General features: G+C 33.7%; 11 protein-coding genes. 3 read left to right on the top strand and 8 right to left on the bottom strand.

Annotated elements, in window-relative coordinates; genetic code table 11:
• Positions 1-163 precede the first annotated feature (163 nt).
• Positions 164-1,123, bottom strand: coding sequence for a helix-turn-helix transcriptional regulator (locus tag BR77_RS06840; RefSeq protein ID WP_035064385.1), 960 nt, complete (start codon positions 1,121-1,123; stop codon positions 164-166).
• Positions 1,124-1,355: 232 nt separating this feature from the next.
• Here BR77_RS06840 and BR77_RS06845 point away from each other — a divergent pair, with 232 nt between their 5' ends.
• A complete protein-coding gene (locus BR77_RS06845; protein WP_015075770.1) occupies positions 1,356-1,835 on the top strand; it encodes a GyrI-like domain-containing protein in 480 nt (159 codons plus the stop codon).
• 483 nt (positions 1,836-2,318) lie between these two features.
• Positions 2,319-3,581, top strand: coding sequence for a GTPase HflX (gene hflX / locus BR77_RS06850; protein ID WP_035064389.1), 1,263 nt, complete (start codon positions 2,319-2,321; stop codon positions 3,579-3,581).
• An 85-nt stretch (positions 3,582-3,666) separates the two neighbouring features.
• Here hflX and BR77_RS06855 read toward each other — a convergent pair whose 3' ends face one another.
• The 6 genes from BR77_RS06855 to BR77_RS06880 all read right to left on the bottom strand — a co-directional run bounded on the left by BR77_RS06855 (position 3,667) and on the right by BR77_RS06880 (position 11,062).
• Positions 3,667-3,870 (bottom strand): hypothetical protein, encoded by a 204-nt coding sequence (locus BR77_RS06855; protein ID WP_015075768.1) that lies wholly within the window; start codon positions 3,868-3,870, stop codon positions 3,667-3,669.
• A gap of 138 nt (positions 3,871-4,008) precedes the next feature.
• Positions 4,009-5,811, bottom strand: a complete 1,803-nt coding sequence (gene cydC / locus BR77_RS06860) for a thiol reductant ABC exporter subunit CydC (RefSeq protein ID WP_015075767.1) — start codon at positions 5,809-5,811, stop codon at positions 4,009-4,011.
• Entirely contained in the window at positions 5,804-7,546 is a 1,743-nt protein-coding gene (gene cydD, locus BR77_RS06865; protein ID WP_010050931.1) for a thiol reductant ABC exporter subunit CydD, read from the bottom strand. Before cydD ends, cydC begins: the two co-directional genes overlap by 8 nt.
• 2 nt (positions 7,547-7,548) lie before the next feature.
• A complete protein-coding gene (gene cydB / locus BR77_RS06870; protein WP_029451128.1) occupies positions 7,549-8,565 on the bottom strand; it encodes a cytochrome d ubiquinol oxidase subunit II in 1,017 nt (338 codons plus the stop codon).
• Between the two features lie 8 nt (positions 8,566-8,573).
• Positions 8,574-9,986: a cytochrome ubiquinol oxidase subunit I gene (locus BR77_RS06875; RefSeq protein ID WP_010050928.1), complete on the bottom strand. Its 1,413-nt coding sequence runs from the start codon at positions 9,984-9,986 to the stop codon at positions 8,574-8,576.
• Positions 9,987-10,192: 206 nt separating this feature from the next.
• Positions 10,193-11,062 (bottom strand): helix-turn-helix transcriptional regulator, encoded by an 870-nt coding sequence (locus BR77_RS06880; RefSeq protein WP_035064393.1) that lies wholly within the window; start codon positions 11,060-11,062, stop codon positions 10,193-10,195.
• Between the two features lie 118 nt (positions 11,063-11,180).
• Here BR77_RS06880 and BR77_RS06885 point away from each other — a divergent pair, with 118 nt between their 5' ends.
• Positions 11,181-11,366: a hypothetical protein gene (locus BR77_RS06885; protein WP_010050923.1), complete on the top strand. Its 186-nt coding sequence runs from the start codon at positions 11,181-11,183 to the stop codon at positions 11,364-11,366.
• Between the two features lie 303 nt (positions 11,367-11,669).
• Here BR77_RS06885 and BR77_RS06890 read toward each other — a convergent pair whose 3' ends face one another.
• Positions 11,670-13,583 (bottom strand): fructose-1,6-bisphosphatase, encoded by a 1,914-nt coding sequence (locus BR77_RS06890; protein WP_236700865.1) that lies wholly within the window; start codon positions 13,581-13,583, stop codon positions 11,670-11,672.
• Between the last annotated feature and the right edge of the window lie 5 nt (positions 13,584-13,588).

The following is a 13,588-nucleotide window of genomic DNA, read 5'->3' on the forward strand; positions in this document are numbered from 1 at the left end:
AATAAAAAGTTTGTTGAGCCGGTTAGCTCTGGCAAGAAAATAGGAAAAATTGATAGGACGCTTTTTGTCCTCTCGAATTTTTATCTTTTTCTCGAAGAGTTGGCTCATAAGAACTGGCCTTGATAAAAACTAGCCTTATCCAGTGTAATTTCAACTTTATTAACTACCGATTAACTAACTTTTTTGTTTGAATATAGTCTTCTATTTCTTTGGGTAACTTTTTTATGTGCATATCTTCTCCAAGAAATAATAACCAATTGGCCATTTCTACTAATTCTGCTTGTTTAGTTACATCTACAACTATTTTTAATAGCGCTTTTGTTTGAAAAGGATTGATATAAAATAACGACAATCGATATGGGCTGTATTTTTTAAATTGTAAAATAGCCTCAAGCCCCATTTCAATAATAATATTTGGCGCATTTTCAATTTTTGTCATATGTTCCTGAATTTTCTTAGCGCTCAACCTGCTTTTCGTAGGATAAATTTCTACATCTTCTAAGCTGTCTACTTGGAATTTCCGTTTATTTTTACTAGTCAAATCAAGTCCCTCTAAATGCCAACTATTTTTTTCTTTGTAGAGATGTACCAAGTAAAATTTTATTTGTATCAGTTTTTTTTCTTCATTAATAGTTAAAATTAAATAACGATCAATTAGAAAAGTTTGAATTAATTTTTCTAAGATTGGATGAGGTAAATCGGATAAATCAAGTAAATCAGGATTGTAAGGATTGGTTCCTTCGAACAATAGCATTTGGTTTAAATTGACTAAATCATCTTGCTGATTTTCTGGAATTAGACCGATTAACTTTTCAGCTAATGACTGGCGGCTACTTAAATAAGGAAGCTGCTGGTTTCTCGTTGCCATAAATGCAATAAAAAGAGCCTTCACCTCATTGTTAGTGAAACGAATTGCGGGTAAAAAAGAATTGTTCATGACAAAATAGCCACCACTTCTTCCAACTTCTGATACCAAAGGAATACCAATAGTCTCTATTTCATTAATATCTCTAATCGCCGTTGATCGAGAAATATTAAATTCTGACATAATTTCGGAAATAGTAAAATGAGCACGATTGTTGATATAACGCATCATAGTATTAATTCGTTCTACCTTATTCATCAATTCCTCCTAAACAGTATCATTTTTTGACATGGTTTAAAGTTATTATATACTTATCAAATGAAAAAAGAAAACATTTGAATTAGTAGGCTAGTTCTTTTGAGCCAACTCTTCGAAAAGAAGATAAAATCCCCTCAAAGTAAAAAGATACTTTGTGTGTATTTTCCTATCTTTTTGTCAGAGCTAATCGGCTCAACGAACTTTTTAATAATTAAAGAAAAGAGGATGCGACATGTCAAATTATGCATTAGAGGAAAAAGAAAGTTTTACAATTCTAGGATTTGGGGTTGAACTAAAAAGTGACTATACCGATTTTGTTGGTATCAAGCAAGAAAAATCAGATTTTCTTCAAAAAGTACAAACGGATGGAACAATTGATACCTTAAAATCAGTTGCTTCAAATAGTTATTTCTTTATTGTCAATGAAGCTGTGAACAATAAAATGATGTATTATGTAGGGGTTATGTCAAAAGAAGAGTTACCAGAAGCTACAAGGTTGATTCAATTCCCTAAAGGAGAGTATCTAGTAGTTAAAGGTGAAGGTGCGACTTCTGAGGAATTAAGTAACAATTTAACAGGGATAACATTTGGCCAAGTGCTACCAGAGGTAACCAATGTTGCTTATGTTGGTGGACCAAATACAAGTGTTGAAATGGGAACTCGCGATGGTGTTTTAGTTGGCGAAATGTGGATTCCAGTTGTAAAACAATAATTTGATCGAATTATTTGTAAAAATCACTCTACTTTTCCTAATAAAATCTTGTTTAGCATTTTTTTAATCACTATTTAGGACTATTTACCTTTAAGGTGGATAGTCTTTTAACTTATTTACTAGTCTTCTTCACAAAACAAGCTTGAATAAGATTTAGGTATACTCTAAGATTTGCATTCTTTTTTTCTCCGTGTTAGAATGATATCGTTGACAAATTGAACTTACAAAGGAGCTTGAAAAAAATGTACTTTATACGCTTACGTTTCCCAGATACATGCCTAACTAACTAAATAGTGCGGATAACCTGTAATTTTACAGGTTGGGATTGGTATAGTGCGTCCATTTTTTCATTCTTGAATAAATTATTGAAGAAGCGCTGAAACGATCAGGCTTCTTTTTTGTACTCTCTTCTCCATCATGAGTATAACTTCTGTTTGCCTTTCCCGACCGCACTGAAACTAAATTTTCAGGAGGTCTTTTTATATGGAAAAAAATATTATTATTATAGGTGTCAGTGGAAATCAAGAAAATTTTGATTATTCAATGACCGAATTAAAAGAATTAGCCTTTGCTAACCAACTTAAGGTTGTTGGTGAGATTCGTCAAAATCTAGCCAAAGCACATGTTGCCACTTACGTTGGAAAAGGTAAATTAACAGAAATTATCAACTTAGCAGCTGAATTAGAAGTTGATACTATTGTAACGAACGATGAATTAACTCCTACTCAATTGCGCAACTTAGAAGCACAACTTGAATTAACAGTCATTGATCGAACACGATTAATATTGGCTATTTTTGCAGAGCGAGCTCAAAGTAAAGAAGCTAAATTACAAGTTGAAATTGCTCAATTAAACTATGAAATGCCTAGACTTCGTACAGATCAAGGAACAACTTTGGATCAACAAGGTGGTGGATCTGGTCTTAATAATCGCGGCTCTGGTGAAAAACAAATTGAACTGGATCGTCGAACAATAAAAAATCAAATTAAACGCTTAAATCTGGAATTAGAATCCATTACAAAAGAACAGCAAACTAGAAGACATAAGCGACAAAAAAATCAGATTCCATTAGTCTCCTTAGTTGGCTATACAAATGCTGGAAAATCAACAACGATGAATCAATTACTTCAGCATTTTCATTCTCAAGAGGCCAAAACTGTTTTTGAAAAAGATATGCTTTTTGCTACTCTAGATACAAGTGTCAGAGAAATTGTGCTACCTGATCGGAAAAAATTCTTATTAAGTGATACTGTCGGATTTGTCAGTAAATTACCGCATCAATTAGTTAAAGCCTTTCGCTCAACACTTGAGGAAACCAAACAAGCGGATTTGTTAATTCATGTGGTTGATTATTCAGATCCTAACTATCAATTAATGATGGATACAACCGATAAAACATTAGCTGAAATTGGGATATTAGATATTCCCGTCATCTTAGCTTATAATAAAGCAGACTTAATTCCTGAAATTTCTTATCCAACCTATGAGGATAATCATTTTATCTACTCTGCACGTGATGAAAAATCTTTAAGTATGCTAGTTGAGATCATCAAAAGTACGATTTTTAAGGAATACACGAAAGCTACCTTTTTAATTCCCTATAATCAAACGCAATATGTTGCTTATTTAAATGAAAAAGCAGCCGTTGAAAGCGAAGAATACTTGGACAATGGAACAAAAATAGTCGCAGAAGTGGGCCCTATTGATTTAAATAAATTGGCTATGTTTCATGTTGACTCTGACTAAGCAATAACTCATTCGTAAATTTACAAAGAGACTAGGATTTATCTATAATCCTAGTCTTTTCTCTATTGTTTATCAATTATCCTCTCTACTCGTATTGATAATTGGCTTCTTTACGCACTTCTTTAATCACTATACTAAGCTCTTTAGGATTTAAATTTGTAGCATCTAATACCTGTTGAAAAGGAAATTTTTTCCGTAATAAATACTTGGCTACTTTAATATCTCGCGCAAAATCGATATAGTTCTGACTGTCTTCTTTGGCTAGTTGACCACTTTTCCTCTTATACATACTTACACCTTCCAATTGATTTATTTGATCTTACTCAACTAAACTATATGTAAAAAGGAACTTATCTTTTTATTTTCACGCTATTTTTCAAAAAAAGAAGCCTCACATAAAAATGAGAGGCTTCTTAGTCATTTAATTTTACTCACCACGATCTAAATGGTAGAGTGTTTGGTAACGTTTATTGTTGGCTAATAACTCTTTTGGAGTGCCTTCAATTTCAATTTTTCCAGACTCAATAAACACAACTTGATCCATTTGATCAACACCTTGTAAATGATGGGTAATCCAGATAATGGTTTTATCCGACAACACATTGAAAAGAACATCTAATAGGACTTGTTCAGTAATCGGATCTAAGCCAACTGTTGGTTCATCCAATAGGACAATTGGTGCATCTTGCAATAAAATCCGAGCTAACGCCAAACGTTGTCTTTCGCCTCCTGAGAAGCGTCCACCTGCTTCTTCAACAATTGTATGAAAACCATCAGGTAAAGCTGCTAGCATCTCGCCTAAACCAACTTGATATAAAGCAGCGATAACTTCTTCATCCGTTGCAGTTATATTCCCTAAACGAACATTATTTAAGACCGTTGTGTTGAAAAGATAAGGATTTTGATTGATGACCCCTATCCAATTTGCAACGGTATCTTGCAGTTGGTAAGTTGAAATATTATTTAATAAAACTCTTCCTTGTTGCGGTTTTAAGTCACCACGAATTAATTTTCCTAATGTGCTTTTACCCGCTCCACTTTTGCCTAAAATCGCTATTTTTTTACCTTTAGGAATACGAAGAGTCACATTCTCTAAAATTTGTTTTTGATCTTGTTCATAAGAAAAACAAACATCATCAATCAAAAGTTCTTTAAATGATTCTGTTTCCAACTCTTTTATCGCTGCTAGTGTAGCAGGACTTACTTCTGTCTCTTCTACAACTGGCAAGGCATTCATACGTTTAACTGAATCTTCATAGATAGTTAATTCAGAAACCGCACTTGGAACCGGAGCAAAAGCATCAATCAAAGGAAATATAGCTAAGACAAAAGCACCTATCCAGTTAGCGGCTCCGCCGTGCTCTCCTTGAAAAATCATACTAGTCCAAGTTAAAACAGCTAAAGCAATTAGAGCAAAAATTAACTGGACAATAAAATCTCGTGTACGATCAAATTGTTTGATTTTCGCATCATCTTTTCGTACATCAAACTCATTGCCTTCATAACTGGCAATAAAATCACTTTTACGGCCACTAAATAACCAGTCGCCTACACCTAGAACAGCATCTGTTAATTTATTGTATAATCCTGTCCGTGCTGTCTTTTGTGAGTACATTCGAGCTCCATTAACTAAAAGTGAAACTAGCGGTAAAAGGATTGTTACAACAGCCAACATAATCAACATCATAATCGCAAATGGGACTGAAAAGAAACCTAATGCAATCACAACGACCACATAAATTCCCCAAGAAATTAGTGTTGGAAAAATCGTACGTAAATACAAATTTTGAATATGTTCAATATCTTCTGCTAAAACAGCTAAAATATCTCCAGTTTTGTACTTGCCCTTAAAGAAAATAGCATCTTTTTCTAATGAACGATAAAGTTTAACACGTAAATCAGATGTCATTTTCAAAACCCAATTATGACTTGTTAAGCGTTCGACATAGCGAAAACTAGGTCTGCCAATTCCAAATGCTCTAGTTAAAACAATCGGCACATAAACTAACATAATGTTTTCATTACTACCATTTCGAATAGAAATACCCATACTAGCTGATTTACTAATTAAAAAACCAGAAGTAAACATCAACGCACTGCCACAAAATAAAGTCATAAAGCCTAAAAATAAAACGAGATACAGTAATTTACGATATTTCGTCAAATAAGGCTTCACCCAAGTATCTTGAGAGAAGGTTTCACGAATTTCTTGCCCTCTTTTTTTATTCATGATGGTTTCCCCCTCTCATTTGATTCATCAAAGCAACATAAGCTCCCGCTTTACCTAGCAGTTCTTCATGTGTTCCTGCCTCAACAATTTCTCCATTATCAATTACTAAAATATAATCCATCTCATTCGTCCAATGAAGTCGATGCGTTGCGAAAAAGACTAAATGATTGTCCATTAATGGCAATATTGCTTCTTTCAAAGCAACTTCCGTTTCAATGTCTAAGTGAGCCGTTGGTTCGTCAAACAATAAAATTTTGCGTTCAGTATCTAAAAACGCCCGAGCTATTGCCACACGTTGTGCTTGTCCACCACTTATCATACGACCACTTTCGCCAATAATTGTTTCTATCCCGTCTGGTAACTCTTTAATAAAGTCTTTTAATCCAGCTTTTTCAGCAGCAGCTTCAACTTCATTATCGCTAGCAGTAGGTACATAAAAACGGATATTATTTGCTAATGTATCATGAAATAAATAGGGTTTTTGCGGAATATAAAGCATTTCTTTTTGCCAATTCCGTTGCGCAAAATGAGGAACCTTAACATTGTTTATTTTAATTTCGGCTACAGACTCTGGCTGTAAAAAACCTCCTATTGTTTCAATAAACGAAGATTTACCAGATCCACTCGCACCGATTAAACCAATTTTACCAAAGCCTTGCCAGTTAAAATCAATATTTTTTAAAGCCGAAGTGTCACTATTTTCATACTGAACTGTTAAATCTTTAATTACTAATTGACTATCAACAGTCCATTTCCCTTCCGCTTCTGTTAAAATATCCACATCTGTTGGACTTTCTAAAGCTAAAACATCTAAAATAGCCCCCATTGCATTTTTTCCATCTAGTGTATCATGATAATCGCTTGAAAATTCACGTAATGGCAAGAAAAACTCTGGCGATAAGATTAGAACAGTTAAAGCTGGTAATAAAGTCAAACCGCCATCTAACAAGCGCAGTCCTAAGAATAAAGCGATTACGGCGATTGATAGCGTTGTGAAGAAATCTAATGCAAAAGTGGATAAAATCGCAATTTTCAATGTGCTCATCGTTGCCTTGCGATAACTCTCACTAACATCATGAACATTTTTTTGATATTTCTTACTTAAACCTAAAAGCTTTAAGGTTTCTAAGCCTTGTAAAGAGTCGACAAAATGATTAGAAAGAACACGGTAAGTTTCATATTGGCGATCCGCCTTCCCACGCGCAGCATAGCCTAAAATTACCATGAAAATAATAATAATTGGGAAAACAATAATCATCGTCACGCCTGAATCAACATCTAACATAAAGACATACGCTAAAACCAACCAAGGAATAATCATCATATTCATCATTTTTGATAAAAAAAGCGTGATATAATTTTCAGCCTGACGAATTCCCTCTAAAGCCATTGTGACAACATTACCTGTTCCAGCTTTTTGAACGAGATTTGGTCCTAAAGAAAAGACTTTTGTTAACAATTCTTTGCGTAATTCTTTTCCTTTTTCATAAGAAAATCGGTCTAATACTTTTTCACGAATTAAGGTCAGTAAATGACGTCCTGCAAATGCTAAAAAAAAGAATAGCATATGGCTAAACTGACTCGTCAAACCTTCACCATTCCATAAACCTGTAATTGAAAGAGCTAAATATCTAGCTTGAAAAATAATCATAAAAGCTTGCAGGAACGAAATCCCTGCAAGCATCACCATCATTTTTTTCATGCCAGATAAACTCAATAAACGTTTATCCATCATAATTAATATTTCACCGCTTTCTCCTTAGAAATACGTTGGCGGAAAATGTAGTAACTCCAACCTTGATAGCCTAACACAAACGGCAGAATCGATAACGATATCCACGTCATTAATTTAAGCGTATAAGGTGAACTTGATCCAGTAGCAATTAATAAATCATAAGCTGGATCTAGTGAGCTGACCATTAATCTTGGGAATAATCCAAAGAATAACAATGCTACAACAGCAATTAAAGTTAACCCACTTGTAATAAATGATAACATTTCTTTATTCTTGTAAGCACCATACGTAGCCATTACACTTAACAAGATAATGATTACTAGAAGTACTAAAGTTGAAACTAAATGAACTGTAAAGAAATCTGTATAGAAATACAGTAATCCAGCGAAAGCAACTAAGCCAACAAATAAAAGAATATACAATTTCTTAGCTAAAGCTTCTGCACGCTCACGAATGTCACCTAATGTTTTAATACGGATATAATTTAAACCATGTAAGAAGCAAAGTAATGTTACAGCTACTCCACCAACTACTGAGAATGGTGTGAAATAATCAGTAAAAGTTGCCATCATATTTCCATCTGCATCCAAAGGCATACCACTTACCATACTAGTAAATAAAACACCAAAGAAAAATGGTGGGATAATACTCCCGAAGAATAGCGTCCAATCCCAGAAATGACGACCTTTTTCAGTTGCCATTTTATGACGGAATTCAAATGAAACACCACGGATAATTAAACCAAATAAGATTGCGAATAAAATCAAGTAATAGCCACTAAATACAGCAGCATACCAATTTGGAAACGAAGCAAACATTGCCCCACCGGCTGTTATTAACCAAACCTCGTTCCCATCCCAGAAGGGCCCAATTGTGCCAATGACTTGATCGCGCTCTTCGCGGTCACGAGCTAGAAAACGTGTTGACATTCCGACTCCAAAGTCAAAACCTTCTAAAAAGAAGAAACCGGCGAACAATACACCTATTAAAATAAACCAGAAAAACTGTAATCCACTAATATCAGCCATTATTTGAATGCCTCCTTTTCAAATGGATCTACGTTTGCTTTTTGATCATGATCTTTCACTTTTGCTTCATGATACGGTCCTTGATTTAATTCTCGAGTAATTAGATAAACTAAAACGGAACCTAAACCAGCAAATAATAAGAAATAAATTGTATTACTAATTAGTAATGATGTTACAGAAACATTTGGTGAAACAGAGTCAGCAATTGTAAACAATCCGTAGACAGTCCAAGGATAACGACCTAATTCAGTAATTAACCAACCGGCTGTTGTCCCAATAAATGGAACAAATGTACAAAATGCGATGACATATAAAAGCCATTTCTTTTCTAATAATGTTTTTTTCTTACGACTAAACCATAAGCCAACCACTGCGACTAAAGCTAGGAATACGCCACTTCCTGCCATAATTCTGAAACTCCAGAACAATGTTTTAACAGGTGGGAAATAATTTTGCTTGCCGTACTGTGCGATTAGTTCCTCATTAATTGTTAACATACCTTTAACGCCGCCTTCTGGCTTGTTAAAAGAAAGAATACTTAATAAATAAGGAATTTCAATAGACCAAACAGTTTCTTTTTTATCGGTATCTTGGAAACCGATTAAAGTCCATGATGCAGGATCTCCTGAATCTTCATACAAACCTTCAGTTGCCGCAAATTTCATTGGTTGATCATTAACTAAAGCTTTCGTTTGTAAATCCCCAGCTCCAATTGTTAATACAGCCGCAACTAAACCAATAACTAAACCAATATTTAATGAACTTTGGTAAAATGCTTTGTGCTCTTTTTTCAATAATCTGAAAGCTGAAAGTCCAGCGACTACAAAAGCACCTAACATAATTGCAGAGAAGATAACGTGCGTAAATTCATACCAAACTTGATGACTGGTTAATACTGCTCCAAAATCAACTAGCTCAGCACGACCATTGTTTAACTCATATCCGACTGGATGTTGCATAAAGCCATTGGCTACTAAAATCCAGAAAGCAGACATCATTGAACCAAATACAACTAACCAAATGAATGCTAAGTGAAGTTTTTTATTAAACTTGTCCCAACCAAACATCCATAAACCAATAAAGGTTGATTCCATAAAGAAGGCTAGTAAGGCCTCTACGGCTAATGGTGCTCCAAAAATATCACCGACAAAACGTGAATAATCCGACCAGTTCATACCAAACTGGAATTCTTGAATAATCCCCGTCACAACCCCTACCGCAAAACTTAATAGGAAAATATGTCCCCAAAATTTTGCCATCTCTTTGTACATTTCATTTTTCTTAACAACATACATTGTTTGCATAATCGCAACAGTTAAAGCTAAACCAATTGATAAGGGCACAAAAAAATAGTGAAACACTGTTGTCATTGCAAATTGAAAACGAGCTAAACTTTCAATATCAAAGCTCATCAAAAAAAACCTCCTTCTTATTTATCTTGTCTAATGTTGTAAATAAATGTCTTCCATATATTAATTTTTAGACGTCATCTCATATTATAATCATTCTAATTCATATTTACAACACCTAACCATTAATCTTAGTTTATTTTTCCATCATTTTTATGAATGAGGCTAAATTTCACATTTATTTCCTGTATTTCAGCCTTAGATTTTCTTTATTCTTTCCATAGGTCAATTTTCTCTTGGGTCAAAGCAACAAGTTCTTGGTTATCCACAGCTTTAGCGACACCACTAGCAATATACATTTCTTCAATTGCCACTTCTATATTTCTTTGTAGGTGAGAAATAATAGCCTTCTCATAGAATAATTCTGATAAATAGTAACTATTGTGAACTTGATTAGCGAACTGAATCCCCTTTTCTAGATAGATCTGCGCTTCTTCGTAAGTACCATTCAAGGCATGGGTTGTCGCAATGTTATAAAAAATTCGCGTTAGAAGATAGGTATTTTCATTAATGGATACACTTGATAATGCAGCTAGACTTTCATGCAAGTAATAAAAAGCTTTCTGGACTTGTCCCATCGAAAAATACGTTTTCCCAATACAGCTTAAAATTAAAATTTCATAGTTTGTGTAGTAATGGTTATTGGGGGAGTAAGTATACTCTAATGCCATTTGTAAATCATGTAAGGCTTCTTTATATTCCTTATCTAAGTAATAGCGACAGCTCCCTAAACAATAGTAATAAAATTGTAAGTCAACATCTTCGTGAAACTCATTGATGCAATTACTTTCTTTCAAAAAAAGTGCTAATTCTTCGTAACGATTATTGTCAAAATATACCCGCATTTTTTTTATTAGTTCTGTATGATTCGAAATACTCTGCATATTATTCGACATTACTTGCTCAACTGTGATTCCTAATCGTTCACATAGTTGATGTAATACGACAGCATTTGGGACTTCTTCTCCTGTTTCGATGCGACTTAAAACACTTTGAGAACAGATTTTATCTGCTAAAATTTTTTGTGTCATATTATTTTTTTTCCTGATAATTTTAATTCGATGACCCAGTTGAGACATAAATGACCTCTCTTTCAAAAAATATGCGAATTTGCATTTTATTATTTTTTAAATTTACTGCATAATGATGATATTCAAATTTTGAATAGTTCGTTATAGTTGCTTGGAGGCGAAAAAAATGGAATATGCAGACCAAATCGTGTTCACCGTTGAAGACAAAGAATTTGAAGGATACATCGAAAAAGTTTATGAAAATTCATTCTTAGTCGTTGCTCTCAACTCTGATACAGATTTAAATGAGAAATACCATGGGAAATTGATTGTCCGTAAAACCGACTGCCGTTTATTGGAAGGCTCTCGCTAATACTACTAAAGATTCGTTATTTACAAAAATAAGACCATTATAGGGGCTAGAGATTTAATTCTCTCGTCCCTTTATTTAGCATTTTTGGGACTTTCCCATTGGTTCTTATTCTATTTTTGTCTACTCAATCTATTCTTATTTATTTTCCAATTCATCACTTTCCCTATACTATCAAAATACATATCATTATGATAGTCATAATTTGTTAATTTTGAATTTGTTCACTAAATTATCTTTAATCTATCATTTTTATATTTTAAATCGCAAAAAAACCTCCCGATTTAACGGAAGGTCATCTAACTGTTATCTTTCCTCAAAAATTTCTCCTGCTCGATAGGCATTTAATAGTGCTTTTAAATCAATCAATTGTTTTTTTAATTCTTTCCCATTATCTGTTTCGCGAACTTTTTTTCGTTTCAACTCTCGGTCAATCACACGAATAGTCGAAACAATATCTTGCTCATTTTCAATAGCTTCTTTTTTTGAACTATAAGGTTGATGTGAAGCTAATTCCATTCCATAAGAATTATAAAGTAATGTGTAACCTGCTAAACCAGTTGTCTTTTGATATGCTTTTGAAAAACCACCATCAATGACAATTAGCTTACCGTCTGCTTTAATCGGACTCTCTCCAATTTTTTCTTTTACAGGCGTATGGCCATTAATAATATGGCCTATTTCTGGATCAACTTCAAATTCTCTTAGGATATTTTTACATATTTCACTATTGTTCCTTAAATGATAATAAGCATTTTTCTTTTCAATATGCGTTTCCTCATCTTCTACAAAATAGCGTTCAAATGTCGTCATTTGATTTTTACCAAATAAAGGTGAGACGGCTCCTGTCCATAAATACCAAAGCATATCTAAATGAACTTCCTTAGTCCCATCCTTTTTGTGATAGGCTAATCTTAATTCTCGTTCAAATTGATCTAATAAACCTTTACCACTATAACTATTCCCCGAAATCTGCATTTGCATAAAACTTCCATCCGGATTTAAAGGCAAACAACCATGTAATAATAAATTGTTATTGTAAGTTAAATACATGTTCCCTTTTTGAAATAAAAAAGCAATATGTTTTTGCAAACGTTCACTAGATTTGAAAGCAGTCACTAATTTTTGAATTAACTTTTCTTCTTCACAGGTCAGTTGATACGGATTTTTAGGATTAATTGTTGGAAAGTAATGATGTTTCAAAGGATACTTACGGCCATTTAAATTAATCGTTCCTGCACTGTAATCAATCCTCGATAAAACTAAGCGAGAATCCATATCAAATTCTGGATGACGTTCAATAATCGCTCCTTCTAATTTAAATTGAATAATTGCAATCGCTTGGTGCATTTTTGTAATTTGTCGAATTTCTTCAGCTGAATACTCTTGATTCTTCACGTTCATTTTTGGCTTAAACCAATTATTGGAATCATCTGCATAAGTCATATCTGAAAAAGTCAGTAAAGGACGTAATGAAATCCCATAACCTTCTTCTAAAATAGCTAAGTTATCATAGCGTGCACAAATACGGATTACATTTGCTAAACTAACAGCCGAACCACTAGCTGCCCCCATCCACAAAATATCATGATTGCCCCATTGGATATCTACGGAATGATAGTTCATAAGTGTATCGATTATTTTATCAGGAAAAGGACCTCGGTCATAAATATCACCAACGACATGGAGATGATCAACAACTAAGCGCTGAATCAAATAAGACATCGCTGCAATGAATTCTGTCCCTTGTTCCAACAATATAATCGTCGCGATAATTTCTTGATAGTAATCCTCTTTATCAGAAATTGTACTAGATTTAAAAAGAAGTTCTTCAATAATATAAGAAAATTCTTGTGGCATTGCCTTTCTCACCTTAGAACGGGTATATTTAGAAGCTACAAATTCACAAAGTTCAATCAATTGAATGAGTGTTTTTTGATACCACAACTCAATTTCTGCTTTTGATTGCAACTGACTAATTGTACGAGCTGTTTTTTCTTCTGGGTAGTAAATCAAGGTAGCTAATTGCTTCATTTCTTGCTGGTTCAACCTGCCTTTAAACAGTACCTTGATCTTCTGCTTCACATTTCCAGAACCATTTCGCAACACGTGCTGAAAAGCATCGTATTCACCATGAACATCACTAATAAAATGTTCTGTGCCTTTTGGAAGATTTAATATAGCTTCTAAATTAATGATTTCACTGGCAGTTTGCTCAATTGTTG

Origin of the sequence: Carnobacterium maltaromaticum DSM 20342, from assembly GCF_000744945.1 — a bacterium.
In the GTDB taxonomy this organism is placed as follows: domain Bacteria; phylum Bacillota; class Bacilli; order Lactobacillales; family Carnobacteriaceae; genus Carnobacterium; species Carnobacterium maltaromaticum.

Excerpts from the sequence above, each read along its gene's own strand:
- BR77_RS06840 (WP_035064385.1), bottom strand. The coding sequence starts at position 1,123 with ATGAATAAGGTAGAACGAATTAATACTATGATGCGTTATATCAACAAT.
- BR77_RS06845 (WP_015075770.1), top strand. The coding sequence starts at position 1,356 with ATGTCAAATTATGCATTAGAGGAAAAAGAAAGTTTTACAATTCTAGGA.
- hflX (WP_035064389.1), top strand. The coding sequence starts at position 2,319 with ATGGAAAAAAATATTATTATTATAGGTGTCAGTGGAAATCAAGAAAAT.
- BR77_RS06855 (WP_015075768.1), bottom strand. The coding sequence starts at position 3,870 with ATGTATAAGAGGAAAAGTGGTCAACTAGCCAAAGAAGACAGTCAGAAC.
- cydC (WP_015075767.1), bottom strand. The coding sequence starts at position 5,811 with ATGAATAAAAAAAGAGGGCAAGAAATTCGTGAAACCTTCTCTCAAGAT.
- cydD (WP_010050931.1), bottom strand. The coding sequence starts at position 7,546 with ATGATGGATAAACGTTTATTGAGTTTATCTGGCATGAAAAAAATGATG.
- BR77_RS06875 (WP_010050928.1), bottom strand. The coding sequence starts at position 9,986 with ATGAGCTTTGATATTGAAAGTTTAGCTCGTTTTCAATTTGCAATGACA.
- BR77_RS06880 (WP_035064393.1), bottom strand. The coding sequence starts at position 11,062 with ATGTCTCAACTGGGTCATCGAATTAAAATTATCAGGAAAAAAAATAAT.
- BR77_RS06885 (WP_010050923.1), top strand. The coding sequence starts at position 11,181 with ATGGAATATGCAGACCAAATCGTGTTCACCGTTGAAGACAAAGAATTT.